18 protein-coding genes and 1 riboswitch are annotated in these 18,830 nt (G+C 73.4%); of the genes, 11 read left to right on the top strand and 7 right to left on the bottom strand.

Annotation, left to right across the window (positions count from 1 at the left end; genetic code table 11):
- Positions 1 to 7 precede the first annotated feature (7 nt).
- From carA to pyrR, 4 genes are all read right to left on the bottom strand, one after another.
- A complete protein-coding gene (carA, locus tag FYW95_RS17685; protein WP_159942151.1) occupies positions 8 to 1,150 on the bottom strand; it encodes a glutamine-hydrolyzing carbamoyl-phosphate synthase small subunit in 1,143 nt (380 codons plus the stop codon).
- Between the two features lie 59 nt (positions 1,151 to 1,209).
- Positions 1,210 to 2,511: a dihydroorotase gene (locus FYW95_RS17680; RefSeq protein ID WP_159942152.1), complete on the bottom strand. Its 1,302-nt coding sequence runs from the start codon at positions 2,509 to 2,511 to the stop codon at positions 1,210 to 1,212.
- Between the two features lie 69 nt (positions 2,512 to 2,580).
- Entirely contained in the window at positions 2,581 to 3,489 is a 909-nt protein-coding gene (locus FYW95_RS17675; RefSeq protein ID WP_159942153.1) for an aspartate carbamoyltransferase catalytic subunit, read from the bottom strand.
- Positions 3,489 to 4,112: a bifunctional pyr operon transcriptional regulator/uracil phosphoribosyltransferase PyrR gene (pyrR, locus tag FYW95_RS17670; RefSeq protein ID WP_159942154.1), complete on the bottom strand. Its 624-nt coding sequence runs from the start codon at positions 4,110 to 4,112 to the stop codon at positions 3,489 to 3,491. Before pyrR ends, FYW95_RS17675 begins: the two co-directional genes overlap by 1 nt.
- Positions 4,113 to 4,610: 498 nt before the next feature.
- On the opposite strand from pyrR, the gene FYW95_RS17665 reads away from it, so the two are divergent.
- Both FYW95_RS17665 and FYW95_RS17660 read left to right on the top strand, forming a co-directional pair.
- Complete coding sequence (locus tag FYW95_RS17665; protein ID WP_013154123.1) at positions 4,611 to 5,105, top strand: transcriptional regulator BldD; 495 nt, start codon at positions 4,611 to 4,613, stop codon at positions 5,103 to 5,105.
- Positions 5,106 to 5,359: 254 nt separating this feature from the next.
- A complete protein-coding gene (locus tag FYW95_RS17660; RefSeq protein WP_201294909.1) occupies positions 5,360 to 5,974 on the top strand; it encodes a GNAT family N-acetyltransferase in 615 nt (204 codons plus the stop codon).
- Here the strand turns inward: FYW95_RS17660 and metF are convergent.
- On the bottom strand, positions 5,907 to 6,839 hold the full coding sequence (metF, locus tag FYW95_RS17655) for a methylenetetrahydrofolate reductase [NAD(P)H] (RefSeq protein ID WP_370462370.1): 933 nt from the start codon (positions 6,837 to 6,839) through the stop codon (positions 5,907 to 5,909). The genes FYW95_RS17660 and metF overlap by 68 nt on opposite strands.
- A gap of 153 nt (positions 6,840 to 6,992) precedes the next feature.
- On the opposite strand from metF, the gene FYW95_RS17650 reads away from it, so the two are divergent.
- The 3 genes from FYW95_RS17650 to FYW95_RS17640 all read left to right on the top strand — a co-directional run bounded on the left by FYW95_RS17650 (position 6,993) and on the right by FYW95_RS17640 (position 10,529).
- A complete protein-coding gene (locus FYW95_RS17650) occupies positions 6,993 to 8,069 on the top strand; it encodes a polyprenyl synthetase family protein (RefSeq protein ID WP_159942155.1) in 1,077 nt (358 codons plus the stop codon).
- A gap of 192 nt (positions 8,070 to 8,261) precedes the next feature.
- On the top strand, positions 8,262 to 9,545 hold the full coding sequence (locus tag FYW95_RS17645; protein ID WP_159942156.1) for a DUF418 domain-containing protein: 1,284 nt from the start codon (positions 8,262 to 8,264) through the stop codon (positions 9,543 to 9,545).
- Between the two features lie 90 nt (positions 9,546 to 9,635).
- The gene (locus FYW95_RS17640; protein WP_159942157.1) at positions 9,636 to 10,529 is read left to right on the top strand and encodes an SDR family oxidoreductase; all 894 of its coding nucleotides are present in this window, start codon (positions 9,636 to 9,638) and stop codon (positions 10,527 to 10,529) included.
- 145 nt (positions 10,530 to 10,674) lie between these two features.
- Here the strand turns inward: FYW95_RS17640 and thiE are convergent, their stop codons facing one another.
- Positions 10,675 to 11,340: a thiamine phosphate synthase gene (gene thiE, locus FYW95_RS17635; RefSeq protein ID WP_160050562.1), complete on the bottom strand. Its 666-nt coding sequence runs from the start codon at positions 11,338 to 11,340 to the stop codon at positions 10,675 to 10,677.
- An 82-nt stretch (positions 11,341 to 11,422) separates the two neighbouring features.
- A complete protein-coding gene (locus FYW95_RS17630) occupies positions 11,423 to 11,800 on the bottom strand; it encodes an Rv2175c family DNA-binding protein (protein WP_201294908.1) in 378 nt (125 codons plus the stop codon).
- Positions 11,801 to 11,889: 89 nt separating this feature from the next.
- Positions 11,890 to 12,002, top strand: a riboswitch (TPP riboswitch).
- Here FYW95_RS17630 and thiO point away from each other — a divergent pair.
- The 6 genes from thiO to FYW95_RS17600 all read left to right on the top strand — a co-directional run bounded on the left by thiO (position 11,970) and on the right by FYW95_RS17600 (position 18,652).
- Positions 11,970 to 13,205, top strand: a complete 1,236-nt coding sequence (thiO, locus tag FYW95_RS17625; protein ID WP_159942160.1) for a glycine oxidase ThiO — start codon at positions 11,970 to 11,972, stop codon at positions 13,203 to 13,205. Its footprint overlaps the riboswitch before it by 33 nt.
- A gap of 16 nt (positions 13,206 to 13,221) precedes the next feature.
- Positions 13,222 to 13,437: a sulfur carrier protein ThiS gene (gene thiS / locus FYW95_RS17620; protein WP_159942161.1), complete on the top strand. Its 216-nt coding sequence runs from the start codon at positions 13,222 to 13,224 to the stop codon at positions 13,435 to 13,437.
- A 2-nt stretch (positions 13,438 to 13,439) separates the two neighbouring features.
- The gene (locus FYW95_RS17615) at positions 13,440 to 14,213 is read left to right on the top strand and encodes a thiazole synthase (protein WP_159942162.1); all 774 of its coding nucleotides are present in this window, start codon (positions 13,440 to 13,442) and stop codon (positions 14,211 to 14,213) included.
- Positions 14,214 to 14,684: 471 nt separating this feature from the next.
- Entirely contained in the window at positions 14,685 to 16,664 is a 1,980-nt protein-coding gene (gene pknB / locus FYW95_RS17610) for a Stk1 family PASTA domain-containing Ser/Thr kinase (RefSeq protein ID WP_159942163.1), read from the top strand.
- 120 nt (positions 16,665 to 16,784) lie between these two features.
- Complete coding sequence (locus tag FYW95_RS17605) at positions 16,785 to 17,441, top strand: response regulator (RefSeq protein WP_159942164.1); 657 nt, start codon at positions 16,785 to 16,787, stop codon at positions 17,439 to 17,441.
- 185 nt (positions 17,442 to 17,626) lie between these two features.
- A complete protein-coding gene (locus FYW95_RS17600) occupies positions 17,627 to 18,652 on the top strand; it encodes a 6-phosphofructokinase (RefSeq protein ID WP_159942165.1) in 1,026 nt (341 codons plus the stop codon).
- Positions 18,653 to 18,830 lie beyond the last annotated feature (178 nt).

Here is an 18,830-nt window from a genome sequence, read left to right as displayed (position 1 = left end):
CTCTTGCTTACTTGGCAGCCGGAGCGGGCTGGGCGGACATCAGGTCGACGAACGCGTCGAAGAGCTCGGCGGCGTCGTGGGGGCCGGCGGCGGCCTCCGGGTGGAACTGGACGCTGAACGCGGGACGGTCCAGCAGCCGCAGGCCCTCGACGACCTGGTCGTTGAGGCCGATGTGGCTCACCTCGGCCCGGCCGTAAGGGGTGTCGAAGGGCGTGTCGAGGGGGGCGTCCACGGCGAATCCGTGGTTCTGGCTGGTGATGGCGACCCGGCCGGAGCGGGTGTCGATCACCGGCTGGTTCACGCCGCGGTGGCCGAAGGTCAGCTTGTAGGTGCCCAGGTCCAGGGCGCGGCCCAGGATCTGGTTGCCGAAGCAGATGCCGAAGAGCGGCCGGCCCGCGTCCAGGACGCCGCGCATGGCGGCGACGGGGCCGTCGGCGGTGGCGGGGTCGCCGGGGCCGTTGCTGAAGAACACCCCGTCCGGGTTCAGGGCGAGGATGTCCTCGGCTGTGGCGGTGGCCGGCAGCACGGTGACCCGGCAGCCGCGCTCGGCCAGGCGCTGGGGGGTCATGGCCTTGATGCCGAGGTCGACGGCGGCCACGTGGAAGCGGGTCGCCACGCCCTCGGGCGGCAGCACCTCGTAGTTCTCGGTGGTGCTGACCTCGGCGGCCAGGTCGGCCCCGGCCATGGGCGGCTGCTGGCGCACGCGCTCCAGCAGGGCCCCGGGGTCGGTCTCGGTGGTGCTGATCGCGGCGCGCATGACGCCCCTGTCACGCAGGTGGCGGGTCAGGGCGCGGGTGCCGGTCAGGGCGATGCCGACCACGCCCTGGCGGCGCAGCTCCTCGTCCAGGGTGCGCTGGGCGCGCCAGTTGGACGGGATGCGGGCGGGCTCGCGCACGACGTACCCGGCGACCCAGATGCGGCCCGACTCGGGGTCGTCGTCGTTGACGCCGGTGTTGCCGATGTGCGGGGCGGTCATGGCCACGATCTGGCGGTGGTAGGAGGGGTCGGTGAGGGTCTCCTGGTAGCCGGTCATGCCGGTGTTGAAGACCGCCTCGCCGAAGGTCTCGCCGGTGGCGCCGAAGGAGCGGCCGTGGAAGACGCGGCCGTCCTCAAGAACCAGGATCGCCGGTCCGCCGGTGGTCTCGGACACGTGTGCCCCCTCCTCTGTGCCCGGGCTGGCCTGGGCGCTTGCTTCTGTCGCTGCTGTGTTCACTGGATCTTCCCCTCCAGCACGGTCGGGGCGCCGCGCAGGAACGTGGCGCGTACCGAACCGGGCAGGGTCATGCCCCGGAAGGGGGTGTTGCCGCTCTTGCTGGCCATGGCCGCCCCGTCGACCTCGACCGGTGCGGCCGGGTCGTACAGGACGACGTTGGCTGGCGCGCCGACCTCCAGGCCGCGGCCGTGGTCGTGGACCCGGCCGATGCGGGCCGGGGCCGCGGACATGCGGTCGGCGACGCCCTCCCAGGTGAGCAGGCCGGTGTCGACCATGGTGCGCTGCACGACGGCCAACGCGGTCTCCAGGCCCACCATTCCCATGGCGGCCGTGGACCACTCGGTCTCCTTGGCCTCCGCCGGGTGGGGGGCGTGGTCGGTGGCGACGATGTCGATCGTGCCGTCGGCCAGGCCCTCGCGCAGCGCCTGGACGTCCTCGGCTGTGCGCAGGGGCGGGTTGACCTTGTAGACGGGGTCGTAGCTCTCCACCAGCTCGTCGGTGAGCAGCAGGTGGTGGGGGGTGACCTCGGCGGTGACGTCGCAGCCGCGGGCCTTGGCCCAGCGGATGATGTCGACCGAGCCCTTGGTGGAGACGTGGCACACGTGCAGGCGCGAGCCCACGTGCTGGGTCAGCAGGCAGTCGCGGGCGATGATCGCCTCCTCGGCGACCGCGGGCCAGCCGGGCAGGCCCAGCCGGTCGGAGACGCAGCCCTCGTTCATCTGGGCGCCCTGGGTCAGGCGGGGCTCCTGGGCGTGCTGTGCGATGACGCCGTCGAAGGCCTTGACGTACTCCAGGGCCCGGCGCATGAGCAGGGCGTCGGAGACGCACAGGCCGTCGTCGGAGAAGACGCGCACCCGGGCGGCGGAGTCGGCCATGGCGCCGATCTCGGAGAGCTGCTGTCCGGCCAGGCCGACGGTGACGGCGCCGACGGGGCGTACGTCGCAGTAGCCCGCCTCCCGGCCCAGGCGCCAGACCTGCTCGACCACACCGGCGGTGTCGGCGACGGGGTCGGTGTTGGCCATGGCGTGGACCGCGGTGTAGCCGCCCATGGCGGCCGAGCGGGAGCCGCTGGCGACGGTCTCGGCGTCCTCGCGGCCGGGTTCGCGCAGGTGGGTGTGCAGGTCCACCAGTCCGGGCAGGGCGACGAGCCCGGCGGCCTCGGTGGTGTGGGCGCCCTCGGGGGCGTCCAGGTCCGGACCGATCGCGGCGATGCGGCCGTCGGCCAGGAGCAGGTCGACGGGATCGCCGCCCGCGGGGCTGGCGCCCCGGATCAGGTGCGGTGCATGGGTGTCGGGCATCGCGGTGTTGGCTTCCTCGTGTTCTGGAGTCGTGGGGGAGCGGGGCCGGGCGGTGGTCGCCGGCCTCCCTCAGGAGCCGCCGAGCAGCAGGTAGAGCACCGCCATGCGCAGGCTGACGCCGTTGGCGACCTGCTCGGTGACGGTGCACCGGGGCGAGTCGGCGACCTCGGCGGAGATCTCCATGCCGCGGACCATGGGCCCGGGGTGCATGACGATGGCGTCCTCGGGCATGTGGGACAGGCGTTCGCCGTCCAGCCCGTAGTTGCGGCTGTACTCGCGCGCGGAGGGGAAGAAGGACTCGCGCATCCGCTCGGCCTGGACCCTCAGCATCATGACCACGTCGGACTTGGGCAGGACGGTGTCGAGGTCGTAGGAGACCTCGCACGGCCAGGTGTGCACCGAGACCGGCAGCAGGGTGGGCGGCGCGACCAGGGTGACGTGGGCGCCCAGGGTGGTGAGCAGCAGCACGTTGGAGCGGGCGACGCGGCTGTGCAGGATGTCGCCGACCACGGCCACGCGCAGCCCCTCCAGGCGGCCCAGGCGGGAGCGCATGGTGAAGGCGTCCAGCAGGGCCTGGGTGGGGTGCTCGTGGGTGCCGTCGCCCGCGTTGAGCACCGAGCCGTCGACCCAGTTGGCCAGGCGGTGGGCGGCCCCGGAGGCGCTGTGGCGGATGACGACTCCGTCAGCGCCCATGGCCTGCAGGGTCAGCGCGGTGTCCTTGAGGCTCTCGCCCTTGGAGACGCTGGAGCCCTTGGCGGAGAAGTTGATGACGTCCGCGGACAGGCGCTTGGCCGCCAGCTCGAAGGAGGTGCGGGTGCGGGTGGAGTCCTCGTAGAAGAGGTTGACCACGGTGCGACCGCGCAGGGTCGGCAGCTTCTTGACGGAGCGGTCGCCGACCTGGGCGAGTTCGGCGGCGGTGTCCAGGATGAGGACGGCCTCGTCGCGGGTCAGGTCGCCGGTGGAGAGCAGGTGGCGCATCAGGCGTTCCCCTCCGTGGTGCCGGGGCGCGGGCGCGCCGGGCCGAGCAGGACCGCGTCGTGGCCGTCGGTCTCCTCCAGGCGCACGGTGACGCTCTCGCGCAGCGAGGTGGGCAGGTTCTTGCCCACGTAGTCGGCGCGGATGGGCAGTTCGCGGTGGCCGCGGTCGACGAGGACGGCGAGCTGGACCGCGCGGGGGCGCCCGAGGTCGCCGAGGGCGTCGAGCGCGGCGCGGACGGTACGGCCGGAGAAGAGGACGTCGTCGACCAGGACGACGACGCGGTCGTCCAGACCGCCCGCGGGGATCTCGGTGCGGCCCAGGGCCCGGACGGGGGCCGAGCGCAGGTCGTCGCGGTACATGGTGATGTCGAGCGAGCCGGCGGGAACGGTGAGGTCCTCCACGCGTTCGATGCGCCGGGCCAGGCGCCGGGCGAGCGGGACGCCGCGGGAGGGGATGCCCAGGAGGGTGACGCCGTGGCCGCCCTTGGTGCGTTCGAGCACCTCGTGGGCGATGCGGGTCAGCGCCCGGTTGATCTCGTTGCCGTCGAGGACGGCGCGGGTGCCCGCGGGGACCTCGGCGGGTGCGCCGCCGGCGTCACCGGCGGTCGGTTTTCGCGCACGCAAAGTAGTGACCCCCTTCCCTGCCTCACGGGACAGGTCGTTAAAGGATGTCGATCGGATCCACGCTACCAGCGACGACGCGAACGCCCGGAGGTCGGTCAACCACCCCCGGCGAAGAATGTGACTCTCGTCACATAAAATTCGCCGCACTCTATCCCGAATGTAGTCATATCGCCACCCAGTGGATTCAGCGATCAAAGGGGCGAAGGACAAAAGTCCCTGGAGGAGCGGGCTTTTCGTGCTATCTAGGCATGCGACTCGTCCCATTCGATCCACACATGAGAGGTGTCTCACTTACGCACGGTTTGGCCACCGATTAGTCGCGTTTCACACCAACGGCTTGACCTGGAAGGCAGACCCCCCTACCGTCACTGTCTGTAACCACTGCCGGGTGGGGTTGCATCCCGTGACCATCCGCTGGACCGCCCAGGCGGCCCGCCGAGTACGAGCGGACGTCTCCCCCACCACGCCAGCCACTGTCACGGCCGGGAGCGCGAGAAGATGCCATCCGAATACGCCAAGTCCCTTGGAGCGCGGCTGCGCGCCATCCGCACCCAGCAGGGCCTGTCCCTGCACGGGGTGGAAGAGAAGTCCCACGGACGCTGGAAGGCCGTCGTGGTGGGCTCCTACGAGCGCGGTGACCGCGCCGTCACCGTCCAGAAGCTCGCCGAACTGGCCGACTTCTACGGGGTGCCCATGTCGGAGCTGCTGCCCGGCGGCGCGGCGCCCACCCCGCTGGGGCCCACACCCAAGCTGGTCATCGACCTGGAGCGCATGCAGCAGCTGCCCCAGGAGAAGGCCGGGCCGCTCTCGCGCTACGTGGCCACGATCCAGAGCCAGCGCGGCGACTACAACGGGCGGGTGCTGTCCATCCGCCAGGAGGACCTGCGCTCACTCGCGGTCATCTACGACAAGTCGCCCGGCGACCTGACCGAGGAGCTCATCAACTGGGGCGTCCTGGACCCCGAGGCGCGTCGCGCGGTCGACGCCTTCTAGGAGAACACCGCTCGACGAGAGCCCGCGGCCGCGGCCGCGGGCTCTCGTCGTGTCCGGGAGGAACGAGGCGGCGCGGCCGGACGTGGGGCTTCCCCTCCCCAGCCCGGCCGCGCCGCCCTCCACCGTATGGGGGGCGGCGGAGATATGTCGAACTCCTGTTCGACGGGATCCAGTTAACAACAGCCCGAGGGAGGCGTCAAGGACCCCGGGCGCGCACACGTGTCCCCGGCGCGGCGGGGCACTACAGTTGGGCCGTGGCAGCCGACACCGAGCTGCGTGAGCTGGCCCCACCCGCCTTCACGCACGCCGTACCCGCGCTGCTCCAGGTGTACGAGGCCGCCATGCGCCCGCCCCCGGAGCAGCTGCCCGGGCGGGCCTCCGTCATGAACAGCCACGCCTACTACCCGGGGTTCCGCGCGGTGGTGGCCCTGCGCGCGGGCCGCCCGGTCGGCTTCGCCTACGGGTTCCACGGCCGCCGCGGCCAGTGGTGGCACGACACGGTCCTGGAGGGGCTGCGCGCCAGCGGGAGGGAGCAGCAGGCGCGCCGCTACCTGGCCGACGCCCTGGAGATCGCCGAGGTGCACGTGCTGCCCGAGGCGCAGAACCAGGGCGTGGGGCGCGCGGTGCTCCACGCCCTGTGCCGGGAGCGGCCGGAGCGCACCGCGGTGCTGTCCACGAGGTCGGGACCGTCCGCGGCGCGCCACCTGTACCGCTCGTGCGGTTTCACCGAGGTGCTGGAGGACTTCTCCTTCCCCGGCAGCCCGGACGCCCCCTTCTCGATCATGGCCGCCCGGCTCCCCCTCACCGGCTCCGGCGGCCGGAGACCTCGCGGTAGATCTGCCTGGTGGCCGTGGACTGGTTCGAGGTGATGAAGTGGATGCCCGGCGCCCCCTCGGCCAGCAGCCGTTCGCACATGCGCTGGGCGTGCTCGATGCCGAACTGGCGCACCGCCTCGGCGTCGTCGCCGAAGGAGGCGAAGCGCTCCGCCAGGTCCCTGGGGAAGGGAGCCCCGGAGAGCTGCTCCGAGCGCGGGATGAACGAGGTGCGGACCACGGGGAACACCTCGGGGATGATGGGGATCTCGCAGCCGCGCGCCGCCACCCGGTCGCGCAGGCGCAGGTAGTCCTCGGGGTCGAAGAACATCTGCGTGATGGCGTAGTCGGCGCCCGCGTCGCACTTGCGCACGAAGTGGTCGGTGTCGGTCTCCACGTCGGCCGAGCGCGGGTGCTTGTAGGGGAAGGCCGCCACGCCCACGCAGAAGTCGCCGCTGTCCTTGATCAGGCGCACCAGTTCCTCGGCGTAGGTCAGCCCCTGGGGGTGGCTGACCCACTCGCCGCTGGGGTCCCCGGGCGGGTCGCCGCGCACGGCGAGCATGTTGGACACGCCCGCGTCGGCGAGGCGTCCCACCAGGTGGCGCAGCTCGGCGACGGAGTGGTCGACCAGGGTCATGTGCGCGACCGGCAGCAGCGTGGTGTCGGTGGCGATGCGCTCGGTGGTCTCCACGGTGAGCCCGCGCGTGCTGCCGCCCGCACCGTAGGTGACCGAGACGAACGAGGGGCCGAGGGCCTCGATCTCCCGGACCGCCCGCCACAGCCGCTCCTGGGCCTGGGGCGTGCGCGGGGGGAAGAACTCGAAGGAGAACAGCGGCTCGCCCGTTTGGAGGAGTTCGCGGATATGACGCGGTCTGGGGGCCGGGGTTCGGAGCGCCACGGGGCGTGTCGGTGCTGACAGCATGCACACCACCTTAGGTCAGGAGGTCCTCCGCGGTGGGATGGCGTCCCACACTCTGAGACCCGTTCACCGCGGTGTTCGCGCTGGTGGCCCGGGAGGGCCTCCCCCGGGGGAAGGAGGACCCGCATGTGCCGCACAGCCACTAATGTGCAGGACATGGCCCCTTCTTCCCCTTCCACCTCATCCGTGTCCGTGATCCGCTCCGCGGTGGACCGTGAACTGGCCGAGTTCTGCGCCGACCACCGCGGGCGGCTGCTGGAGATCGGCGAGGAACTGGCCCCGGCGATGGACGCGCTGGAGGCGATGCTCTCCGGCGGCAAGCGCCTGCGCCCCACCTTCTGCTACTGGGGGTGGCGCGGCGCGGGCGGCGCGGCCGGGGACGCGCGGGTGGTGCGGGCCGCGGCCTCCCTGGAGTTCCTGCAGGCGTGCGCGCTCATCCACGACGACGTGATCGACAACAGCGACACGCGCCGCGGCCTTCCCGCCACCCACCGGCGCCTGGCCAAGCTGCACGCCGAGCACGGGTGGGGCGGTGACAGAGAGGGCTTCGGCCGGGGCGCGGCGATCCTCATCGGCGACCTGTGCCTGGCCTGGTCCGACGAGATGTACCAGGCCAGCGGGTTCGGCGCGCGGGAGCTGGGCGAGGGGCGCGCCCCCTTCGACGCGATGCGCACCGAGGTGATGGCGGGGCAGTACCTGGACACCCTGGAGCAGGTGCGGGGCGCCTCCACCCGCGAGGCGGCGCTGCGGGTGATGCGCTACAAGTCCGCCAAGTACACCGTGGAGCGGCCGCTGCACCTGGGTGCCGCGCTGGCGGGCCGCGCCGAACTGGCGCGGGTGTACACCGACTACGGCCTCCCGCTGGGGATCGCCTTCCAGCTGCGCGACGACGTGCTGGGCGTGTTCGGCGACCCCTCCACCACGGGCAAGCCCGCGGGAGACGACCTGCGCGAGGGCAAGCGGACGCTGATCGTGGCCGAGACGCTGGCCCGCGCGGGCGCGGCCGACGCCGACCGGTTCCGCTCCCTGCTCGGGCGGCCGGAGCTGTCGGTGGAGTCGGTGGAGTGGATGCGCTCGCTGATCGAGGGCTCGGGCGCGCTGGCGGTGTGCGAGGGGATGGTCTCCGAGTACGCCGAGCGGGCCGTGGCGGCCCTGGAGAGCCCGGAGCTGGACGCGAGCGCGCGCGAGCCGCTGCGCCAGCTGGTGGTGGCGGCCACCAGGCGCACCTTCTGAGGCGCCCTTCCCTCCCGGGCCGTCCGGCGGCCGGACCCGGAACAGGCGTCGGCGGGGCCGGAGGTACGCCGTCCCCGGGGATGCCCCTAGGTGGTTTCCCAGGGTTTTGCGCCGCCCGGGAAGCGTTGTGCCCGACCGCGGGCCTCCGCTTGAATCGCTGATACGACATATCGCGAAATAGGGGAGCCTCCCATGTCCGGACACACCGTCGCTCGCGGCCCAGTGGGCGCGAGCGAACGCGCGCTCGCCCCCGACCTGGCGCGCGGGTTCATGCTCTTGTTCATCGCGATCGCGAACACGGTCTGGTACCTGTGGGCGGTCCCCATGAACGGGTCGACAGCCCACCCGGTACCCGAGGGCGCGCTCGACTCGGTCACGCAGTTCCTCATCGTCACGGCGGTGGACTCGCGCAGCTACCCGATGTTCGCGTTCCTGTTCGGGTACGGCATGGTCCAGCTGGCCCGGCGGCAGGAGGCGGCGGGCGCCAGCGCGCGGGAGGCGGACGCGCTGCTGCGCCGCCGCAACCTGTGGCTGCTCGCGTTCGGTTTCGCGCACGCCCTCCTGCTGTGGATGGGCGACGTCCTGGGCGCCTACGGCCTGGCCGGCCTGGTGCTGGGCTGGCTCTTCTTCCGACGCCGCTCCACGACGATCCTGGTGTGGGCCGGGGTGCTGACGTGGCTGATGGTGATGCTGGCGGGTGTCAGCCTGGTGGGGCTGGCCCTGGCTCCCGCCGACAGCGGCGAGGCGGCCGCCTTCAGCATGGACACCCTGGCCGCCAACATCGGCGAGTCCTCGTTGCTGGGCGCCGCGGCGGGCCGCCTGATGGCCTGGCCGTTCGTCGTGGTGATCCAGGGACTGCTGGGGCTGGTCGTGCCGACGGTGATCCTGCTCGCCTACTGGGCGGCGCGCCAGCGGATCCTGGAGGAGCCGGGCCGCCACCTGGTGCTGCTGCGCTGGACCGCGGTCGTCGGCATCGGCCTGGGCTGGCTGGGCGGGATCCCCTCGGCCCTGGCCCAGATCGGGGTCTGGGAGTTGGCCGCCACGCAGAAGGACATGCTCAGCATGCCGCACATGCTGACCGGTATGGCCTGCGGCGTGGGTTACGTGGCGCTGATCGCCCTGGTGGCGCACCGCCTCCAGGAGCGCGGCCGCACGGGCGGCGTGGTGGTGCGGGCGCTGGACGCGACGGGCAGACGCTCCCTTTCGGCCTACCTGGCCCAGTCGGTGCTGTGCGCGCCGGTCCTGGCGGCCTGGGGGCTGGGGCTGGGCGCCGAGCTGACCTCCTGGTCGATGCTGCTGTTCGCGGTCGGCGTGTGGCTCGTGACGGTGGTGGCGGCCCACGCGCTGGAGCGGACGGGCAGGCGCGGCCCGGCCGAGGTGCTGCTGCGCCGCCTGGCCTACCGGCGCCGGGAGGACGCCCCGGAGCGGGTGCGCGCCTCCGGGACGGGCACCCCGCCCGGATCCGGGGCCTCCTGACCCCGGGGAGGCCAACCCGCCCTCCGTGAACCCAAAAAGGGGCGTGCCGGTCAGTGCCCGGCACGCCCTCGTGGCGCAGGATGGGGTGTCATGGGCGACGATCACACGACAAACCACACCATAGGGGTGACCGGGTCGACCGGGGCGCTGGGCGGGCGAGTCGCCGCCCGGATCGCGCGGTTGGGGCTGTCCCAGCGGCTCATCGTACGCGACATCAACCGGGCCCCGGAGTACCCCGGCAGCAGCGCGGCCATGGCCGCCTACGAGGACACCGCGGCCTTCGAACGGGCGTGCCGGGGCGTGGACACGCTGTTCCTGGTCTCGGCGACCGAGTCCGAGGACCGCGTCGACGTCCACCTGAGCGCGGTGGACGGCGCGGTCAAGGCCGGGGTGTCCCGGATCGTGTACCTGTCCTTCCTGCGGGCGGGGCCGGCCTCGACGTTCACGTTCGCGCGCACGCACTTCTTCACCGAGGCGCACATCCGCTCCACCGGGGTGCGCTACACCTTCCTCAGACCCAGCCTGTACCTGGACCTGCTGCCACACTGGGTGGACGGGAGCGGTGCGCTGCGCGGCCCGGCCGGTGAGGGCAGGGTCGCCTGGGTCTCGCGCGACGACGTGGCGGACGTGGCCACCGCCGTGCTGACCGACCCGGGGGTGCGGCTGAACTCCGAGAACGCCACCTACGACGTCACCGGTCCCGAGGCGCTGTCCCTGTCCGCGACGGCGGAGCGGCTGGGCACGCTCACCGGCCGCACGGTCCGCTACGTGCCCCAGAGCCGGGAGGAGGCGCTGGAGGCGCGCCGGGGCGGGGACGCCCCCGAGTGGGCCGTGGAGGGCTGGGTGTCCTCCTACGAGGCGATCGCCGCCGGGGAACTGGACGTGGTCGCGCCCACCGTCGCGGACCTGGCCGGCCACCCGGCCCAGTCCATCGAGGGCTTCCTGCGGCGCCATCCCAGCGCCCTGGCCCACGTGCCGGTCTGAAGCCCCCCTTGACCTCGGCAACGGCTGGGGGCTGGACCGCCTCCCGGCGGCCCCTTTCCGCGTCCCCGGGCCGGGCGTGGCCGGGACGGCCGCCGGGCCGGGCGGGCGCGGTCCCGGGCGGGGCGCCGCCGGTGCCCGGGCCGGGTCAGCCCTGGGCCGCGTCCAGGCGCCGGCGCAGCGCGGCCGCGTCGGCGCGGGGGTCCTCGGCCTCGGTGACCGCGCGCACCACCACGACGCGGCGGGCACCGGCGCGCACCACCTGGTCGATGTTGTCGGCGTCGATCCCGCCGATGGCGAACCAGGGACGGTCGGTTCCCAGCGCGGCGGTGCGCTCCACCAGCTCCAGCCCTGCGGCCGGGCGGCCCGGCTTGGTGGGCGTGGCCCAGGTGGGGCCCACGCAGAAGTAGTCGACGCCGGGCTCCTCCGCGGAGGCCGCCGCCGCGGCGATGTCGTTGTTGGAGCGGCCGATGACGGGATCGGCTCCGACGATGTCGCGGGCCATGGGCACGGGCAGGTCGCGCTGGCCCAGGTGCAGGACGTCGGCGCGTACGGCGCGGGCGATGTCGGCGCGGTCGTTGACCGCCAGCAGGGCGCCGTGCCGCTCGCAGGCCTCCCGGAGCACCTCCAGGGCCGCGATCTCCTCGCGCGCCTCCAGTCCCTTGTCCCGGAGCTGGATGACGTCCACCCCCCCGGCCAGGGCCGCGTCGGCGAACTCGGCCAGGTCGCCCTGACGGCTCCGGGCGTCGGTGCACAGGTACAGAAGGGATGCGTCCAGGCGCTTGCGCAGGCTGGTTCCGTGGCTGGTCCTCACCCCTCCCACCCTAAGGCCCGGGGGCGCGCGGACCCAAGGGCGGGGAGCGCGACGGCGCGCCCCGCCCCCGCGGTCCCACGGCTCAGAAGGCCAGGCTCTGGGCGCGGCGGCGCACCTCGGTGCCCCGGTTCTCCCGCATGGCCTGGATGGGCGTGCCCGGCAGGGAGTCGTCGGGGGTGAACAGCCAGCGCAGGGCCTCCTCGGTGGAGAAGCCCGCGTCGCTGAGCAGCACCAGCGTGCCCGGCAGCCCCTTGACGAGGTCGTCGCCGTCGATGAACGCGGCGGGGATGGACAGCTCGCCCCCGCGGACCATGCCCATCATGCGGTTCTCCCGGATCAGCGTCTTGATCCGGTTCGGGCTCACGCCCAGCGGCGCGGCCGCCTCCTTGAGGGTCAGCCACTCGCCGACCAGCGTGTCGATGTCGATGTCGCTTCGTGTCACGGCACCAATCTGCCACATCCGGACACCCGAGGCGCCTGTCCCGGCGTACGCGTCACCCGCCGCCCGGCCCTGGCGGGCCTCCCGCGGGGCCCTAGAATGGGCGCAGACCTACATCCCGCGGGAGCCGGGTGGGACCCGGCTGAGAGGGAGGCTGTGAGCCTCCGACCGCACGAACCTGATCCGGATCATGCCGGCGAAGGGAGTGGAACGCAGCGCCGTGCCTACCCAGAACGAACCCCGTTCCGCAGCGATTCGTCCTACCAATGCGTCCGACCGCGGCGTCGTCGTGGTCGGCGGCGGCCTCGTCGGCCGGGTCACCGCCTGGCGCGCCGCCCAGCGGGGGCTGCCCGTCACCCTGGTCGAACCCGACCCCGTGACCGACCCGGCCGCCGCCCGGGCCGCCTCCGCCGTCGCGGCGGGGATGCTCACCCCCGCCACCGAGGCGACCTTCGGCGAGGAGCCCCTGATGGAGCTGGGGATCCGGTCCGCGGGCATGTACGCCGACTTCGTGGCCGAACTGGAGGAGGCCAGCGGGATCAGCGTGGGCTACCGCACCACCGGCACCCTCCTGGTCGCCTTCGACCGCGACGACCTGGCCGTGCTGACCGAACTGCACGGGCTCCAGCGGCGCCTGGGCGTGGCCGCCGAACGCCTCACCAGCCGCGAGTGCCGCCGCCTGGAACCCATGCTGGCCCCCTCGGTGCGCGGAGGCGTACTGGCCCCCGACGACCACTCCGTGGACCCGCGGCTGCTGCTGCGCGCACTGGCGGCGGCGGGCGAACGCGCCGGGGCGGCCGAGTACACCGCGGCCGCCGAGGAGGTCCTCTCCCCCGGCCCGGAGGGCGCCCGGCTGGGCGTGCGCCTGAGCGACGGGCACACCCTGCCCGCCGACCAGGTGGTGCTGGCCGCGGGCTGCTGGGGCGAGGGCGTCCGCGTCCCCGGGCCCGTCGTCCCGCCGCTGCGCCCGGTCAAGGGCCAGCTGCTGCGCGCCCGGGTGCCCGACGGCGAGCCGCCGATCGTGCACCGGACGGTACGCGGCCTGGTCCGGGGCTTCGCGACCTACCTGGTGCCGCGCGCCGACGGCGAGGTGGTCATCGGCGCCACCCAGGAGGAACTCGGCCACGACACGGCGCTCACCGTCGGAGGCCTCTGGCAGGTGCTGCGCGACGCCCGCGAACTCGTCCCCGGTGTGAGCGAGCTGGAGGTGACCGAGACCTGCGTGGGCCTGCGCCCGGGCTCCCCGGACAACGAACCCCTGCTGGGCCCCACCCGCGTGCCCGGGCTGCACCTGGCCGCCGGGCACTTCCGGCACGGGGTGCTGCTGGCCCCCGTGACCGGCGAGGCCATGGCCCACGCCCTGACGACCGCAACCCTGCCGGAGTACGCCCGCCGCTTCGCCGCGGACCGGACCGCGGCACGATGACGCGCAAGGAGCTGGAGTGGAACTGATCATCAACGGCGACCGCCGCGAGTTCGCCGACGACACCACCGTGGAGGCGGTCGTGCGCGGACTGACCGCCGCGCGGGACGGGGAGATCCCCGGCGGGATCGCCGTGGCCGTCAACGACGAGGTGGTGCGGCGCACCGCGTGGGCCGACAGCGCGCTGGGCGCGGGCGACCGCGTGGACGTCCTGACCGCCGTGCAGGGAGGCTGAGCATGACCGAGCACACCGCCCACGACCCGCTCGTGATCGCCGGGGTCCCCTTCGGCTCCCGGCTCATCACCGGCACCGGCGGTGCCCCGTCCCTGGAGGTGCTGGAGGAGGCGCTCATCGCCTCCGGCACCGAACTGACCACCGTGGCGATGCGCCGGGTCGCCCCCGGCACCCAGGGGTCGGTGTGGGACGTGCTGTCCCGCAACAAGATCCGGCCCCTGCCCAACACCGCCGGGTGCTTCACCGCCGCCGACGCGGTGCGCACGGCGAAGCTGGGCCGCGAGGCGCTGGAGACCGACTGGGTGAAGCTGGAGGTGGTGGCCGACGAGCACACCCTGCTGCCCGACCCGGTGGAACTGCTGGACGCCGCCGAGCAGCTCGTGGACGAGGGGTTCACCGTGCTGCCCTACACCAACGACGACCCGGTACTGGCCCGGCGGCTGGAACAGCTGGGCTGCGCGGCGGTGATGCCGCTGGCCGCGCCGATCGGCTCGGGCCTGGGCATCCGCAACCCGCACAACCTGGAGCTCATCGTGGAGCAGGCGGGGGTGCCGGTGATCGTGGACGCCGGGATCGGCACCGCCAGCGACGCCGCCCTGGCCATGGAGCTGGGCTGCGACGCGGTGCTGCTGGCCACCGCCGTCACACGCGCCCAGGATCCGGTGCGCATGGCCGCGGCGATGCGCGACGCGGTGCGCGCGGGACGCGGCGCCCGCCTGGCCGGGCGCATCCCGGTGCGCCGCCACGCCCAGGCCTCCTCCCCCGCCGTGGACTAGGCCGTACCGTCCCCGGGCCTCCGCTTCGCCGCGGTCCGTGTTCGGGCGCCTCAGGGCGCGGGCGCCCGAACACCCCCCGCCCACCGGCCCCGGGCGGCTGACGGGTTCGCGGGGCCGTCCGGTGCCGGTGGGGGGAGAGGTCGCTCACGCGGTCTGCGAGGTCTGTGTGGCACAGACGACGTCGGGGCCCCGCGGGGTCCGCTCGGGGGGACCGGTGCGTCCCACCTGGGACGTTTGGTGCCGTCCCCTACCGTGGAGGGGGTGTGCGCCCCGCGAGCGCGGCGGCGCGCGCCCGGAAACGACCCAGGCGCGGACGCACCCCACCTAGGGTGGAGCGGTGCGACGCGACCGCGAACCGCGGGGCAGACCTGGCGCGGGCTTCCGCTATCGTGTCGGTTCGACACCCGGTGTCGGGTACGCGCCACCGGCCGCGACAGCCCGCGCTCCCCGCAGCAAGGACACTACTCCGCCGTGGACATGACGACTTCCGACCCGCTCGTAGGCGCGACCCTGGACCGACGCTACTTCGTCGAGTCGAGGATCGCCGGAGGCGGGATGGCGACCGTCTACGTCGCCCACGACCTGAGGCTGGACCGGCGGCTGGCGTTGAAGGTGATGCACCCCTCGCTGGCGCAGGACCCCACCTTCGTGCAGCGCTTCATCAACGAGGCGCACTCCGTCGCCAAGCTCTCCCACCCCAACGTCGTCCAGGTCTTCGACCAGGGTGAGGACCAGGGGCACGTCTTCCTGGCGATGGAGTACGTACCCGGGCGCACCCTGCGCGACCTGCTCAGGGCCAGGGGCCGCCTGACCCCGCACGAGGCCCTGAACGTGATGGCCCCGGTGCTGGCCGCGCTGGGCGCCGCCCACCAGGCGGGCATGGTGCACCGCGACATCAAGCCGGAGAACGTCCTGCTCACCGAGGACGGCCGGGTCAAGGTGGCCGACTTCGGCCTGGCCCGCGCGGTGGAGCAGTCCAACCAGGGCCTGACCCGCACCGGCACCCTCATGGGCACCGCCGCCTACCTGGCGCCCGAGCAGATCGAGCGGGGCACCGCCGACGCGCGCACCGACGTCTACGCGGCGGGCATCATGTTCTACGAGCTGCTCACCGGCAGCCAGCCGCACACCGGCGAGACGCCCATCGCCATCGCCTACCAGCACGTCAACGAGGACGTGCCGCGCCCCTCGCACTTCCTGCCGGGCCTGCCCGCCGAGGTGGACGCCCTGGTCACCAAGGCCACCGAGCGCGACCCCCGGTACCGCCCCGGCAACGCGGGCCAGTACCTGGCCAAGGTGCTGGAGGTGCTCAACCGCCTGCCCGCCGCCGCTCCGGCCGAGCAGACCCCCCTCGCCCCCGTGGCCCCCGAGGCGGCGGCCACCGCCTCGGTCACCGCGCCCCAGCTCATCGCGGGCGGCGCCGGTCCAGGCACCGAGAACGCCACCATGGTCGTGGACATGCAGTCCGCGGGTCTGGACGGCGGCCGGTACGACGACGACTACGACGACTACGACGATGACGACTACCGGGAGGGCCCCGACCCCCGGCGCCGCCGCAACCTGCTGATCGGGGTCGGGGCCGCGGTCCTGGCCCTGGTCGTGCTCGTGGCGGGCTGGTGGATCGTCGACGGACAGTACGAGAGCGTCCCCGACGTGGTGGGCGCCACCCCCGAGGCGGCGAGCCAGCTGATCCGCGGCGAGGGGCTGCGCTACACCCTCGCCGAGGAGAGCGTCTACAGCGACGTCGAGGTGGGCGCGGTGGCCAGCAGCGACCCGGAGGCCGGGGCGTCCCTGTCCCCCGGCGAGGAGGTCGTCGTCTACCTCTCCAAGGGTCCGCAGACGGTGTCCATGCCCGACCTGGTCGGCGACGACGCCGCCAACGCCCTCAAGGCCCTGGAGGACCTCGGGTTCGCCCCGGAGAGCGTCGTCCAGGAGGACGTGGACGACGAGAACGTCGAGCCGGGCAACGTGGTCTCGACCGATCCCGGGGCCGGCCAGGAGGCCGACCGGGAGGAAGGGGTCACGGTCTTCGTCAGCCGCAGCATCCCGGTCCCCGCGGTGGTGGGAGAGGACGTGGACACCGCCCGCCAGAAGCTGGAGGAGCTCGGCCTGAGCGTCGAGGTGACCGAGGAGGAGAACGCCGACGTCGACGAGGGCAAGGTGATCCGGCAGAGCCCGGACAGCGGCTCCAGCGTCGGCAGCAACAGCACCGTCTCGCTCACCGTCTCCAGTGGACCGCCCGGGGTGGAGATCCCCGACGTGGTCGGCATGTCGGTCAAGGACGCGCGCAAGGCGCTGAAGGAGGCCGGCTTCGAGGTCGAGGTCGAACGGATCTTCGGCGGCCGGACGGTCTCGCACCAGTCGCACACGGGCAGGGCTCCCGAGGGCACCGAGATCACCATCACCGCGACCCCGGCCGGCCTGGACCTGGGCGACTTCGACGACGACTGACGCCCGTCGCCCCTCCCCGGACGGGGGCGCGCGGACCCCGGGGTCCGCGCGCCCCCGCGGCGCGTTCGGGGCCCCTCCCGGGGCTGCCGCGCACCGCCGGACCGGGATAGGCTCACGCGCATGGCGAGCGAGACGGTCCGGGTCCTGGTGGTGGACGACCACCCGATGTGGCGCGACGCGGTGGCCCGCGACCTGGACGAGGCCGGGATCGCGGTCGTGGGGACCGCGGGCGACGGCGCCAAGGCGCTGCGGATCGCCCCCGCGGCGCGCCCCACGCTGGCCGTGGTGGACCTGAACCTGCCGGACATGACCGGGGTGGAGCTGACCGCGGGCCTGGTGGCCCTGCCCGAACCCCCGCGGGTGCTGGTGCTGTCGGCGAGCGGCGCCGGAGACGACGTGCTGGCGGCGGTCAAGGCCGGTGCGACCGGCTACCTGCTCAAGTCCGCGGCCCGGGAGGAACTGCTGGACGCGGTGCGCCGGGTGCACGCGGGCGAGGCCGTGTACACCCCCGGCCTGGCGGGACTGGTGCTGGGCGAGTACCGCAGGCTGTCCTCGGCCCGGCCCTCCCCCTGCACCGGGGCGCCCGCCCTGACCCCGCGTGAGACCGAGGTGCTGCGCCTGGTCGCCAAGGGCCTGGCCTACAAACAGATCGCGCAGCGGCTGACCATCTCCCACCGCACCGTGCAGAACCACGTGCAGAACACCCTCACCAAACTGCACCTGCACAACCGGGTGGAGCTCGTGCGTTACGCCATCGACCGGGGTCTGGACACCTGACCCGGCGCCGGAACGGGTAACGGGCAGCGGCGCGCACGGTTTCCGGTCGCGCTCCTCCCAGGCCCCGGGAGGGGCCCGCCGGGTATTTCCCGCCCCGGGTTGGCCCCGGGGTCCCGCGCGCACTATGGTCTAGACCATATGGCGCCATGCGCCGTCAGGCACACAAACGTCGAGGAGAAGGTCGTATGCGAGTCGGGGTGCTGACCGGTGGCGGGGACTGCCCGGGTCTGAACGCGGTCATCCGCGCCGTGGTCCGCAAGGGCATCAAGGACTACGGCTACGAGTTCGTCGGCTTCCGGGACGGCTGGCGCGGTCCTCTGGAGGGCGACACCATGCCCCTGGACGTGGAGGCCGTGCGCGGCATCCTGCCCCGGGGCGGCACCATCCTGGGCTCCTCGCGGACCAACCTCATGAAGATCGAGGGCGGCGTCGAGCGGGTCAAGGACAACATGGCGGGCCTGGGCGTGGACGCCCTCGTCGCCATCGGCGGCGAGGACACCCTGGGCGTGGCCAGCCAGCTGCACGAGCGCGGCGTCAACGTGGTCGGCGTGCCCAAGACCATCGACAACGACCTCAACGCGACCGACTTCACCTTCGGTTTCGACACGGCCGTCAACATCGCGATGGAGGCGATCGACCGCCTGCACACCACCGCCGAGTCGCACCACCGCGCCCTCGTGGTGGAGGTCATGGGCCGCCACGCCGGGTGGATCGCCCTGCACGCGGGCATGGCCGCGGGCGCCAACGTCATCCTCATCCCCGAGCGCCCCTTCGACATCGACGAGGTCGTCAAGCACGTCGAGAGCCGCTTCCAGACCCAGTACGCGCCGATCATCGTGGTCGCCGAGGGCGCGCACCCCAAGGAGGGGCAGCTGGAGCTGTCCACCGGCGAGAAGGACGCCTTCGGTCACGTGCGCCTGGGCGGCATCGGCCAGACCCTGGCCGGCGAGATCGAGACGCGCACCGGCAAGGAGGCGCGCTCGGTGGTCCTGGGCCACGTCCAGCGCGGCGGCACCCCCAGCGCCTTCGACCGCGTGCTCGCCACCCGGCTGGGCGTCAACGCCATCGAGGCCGTGCACAAGGGCGCGTTCGGCAAGATGGTCGCCCTCCAGGGCACCGACATCGCCCTCGTGGACCTGGCCGAGGCGACCGACACCCTCAAGACGGTCCCCGCCTCCCGGTACGAGGAGGCCGAGGTCTTCTTCGGCTGAGGACACGGAGCCCGGGATCCGGATTGCCCCGGGGCTCCCCCGGAGGTGTCGGCCACCGGCCACGCGCGCCGAACCCCCGGGACACCGCGCGCCCCCCTCCCAGCTCCCAGGGAGGGGGGCGCACCCGTTGCCCGCCCCTGGGCCCCCGCTCCCGCACTGCCCGAGAATGGATGGAGCG

The sequence above is a fragment of the Nocardiopsis sp. FR4 genome, from assembly GCF_009830945.1.
GTDB lineage: Bacteria > Actinomycetota > Actinomycetes > Streptosporangiales > Streptosporangiaceae > Nocardiopsis.
This window is presented reverse-complemented; position numbering and strand designations above follow the sequence as displayed.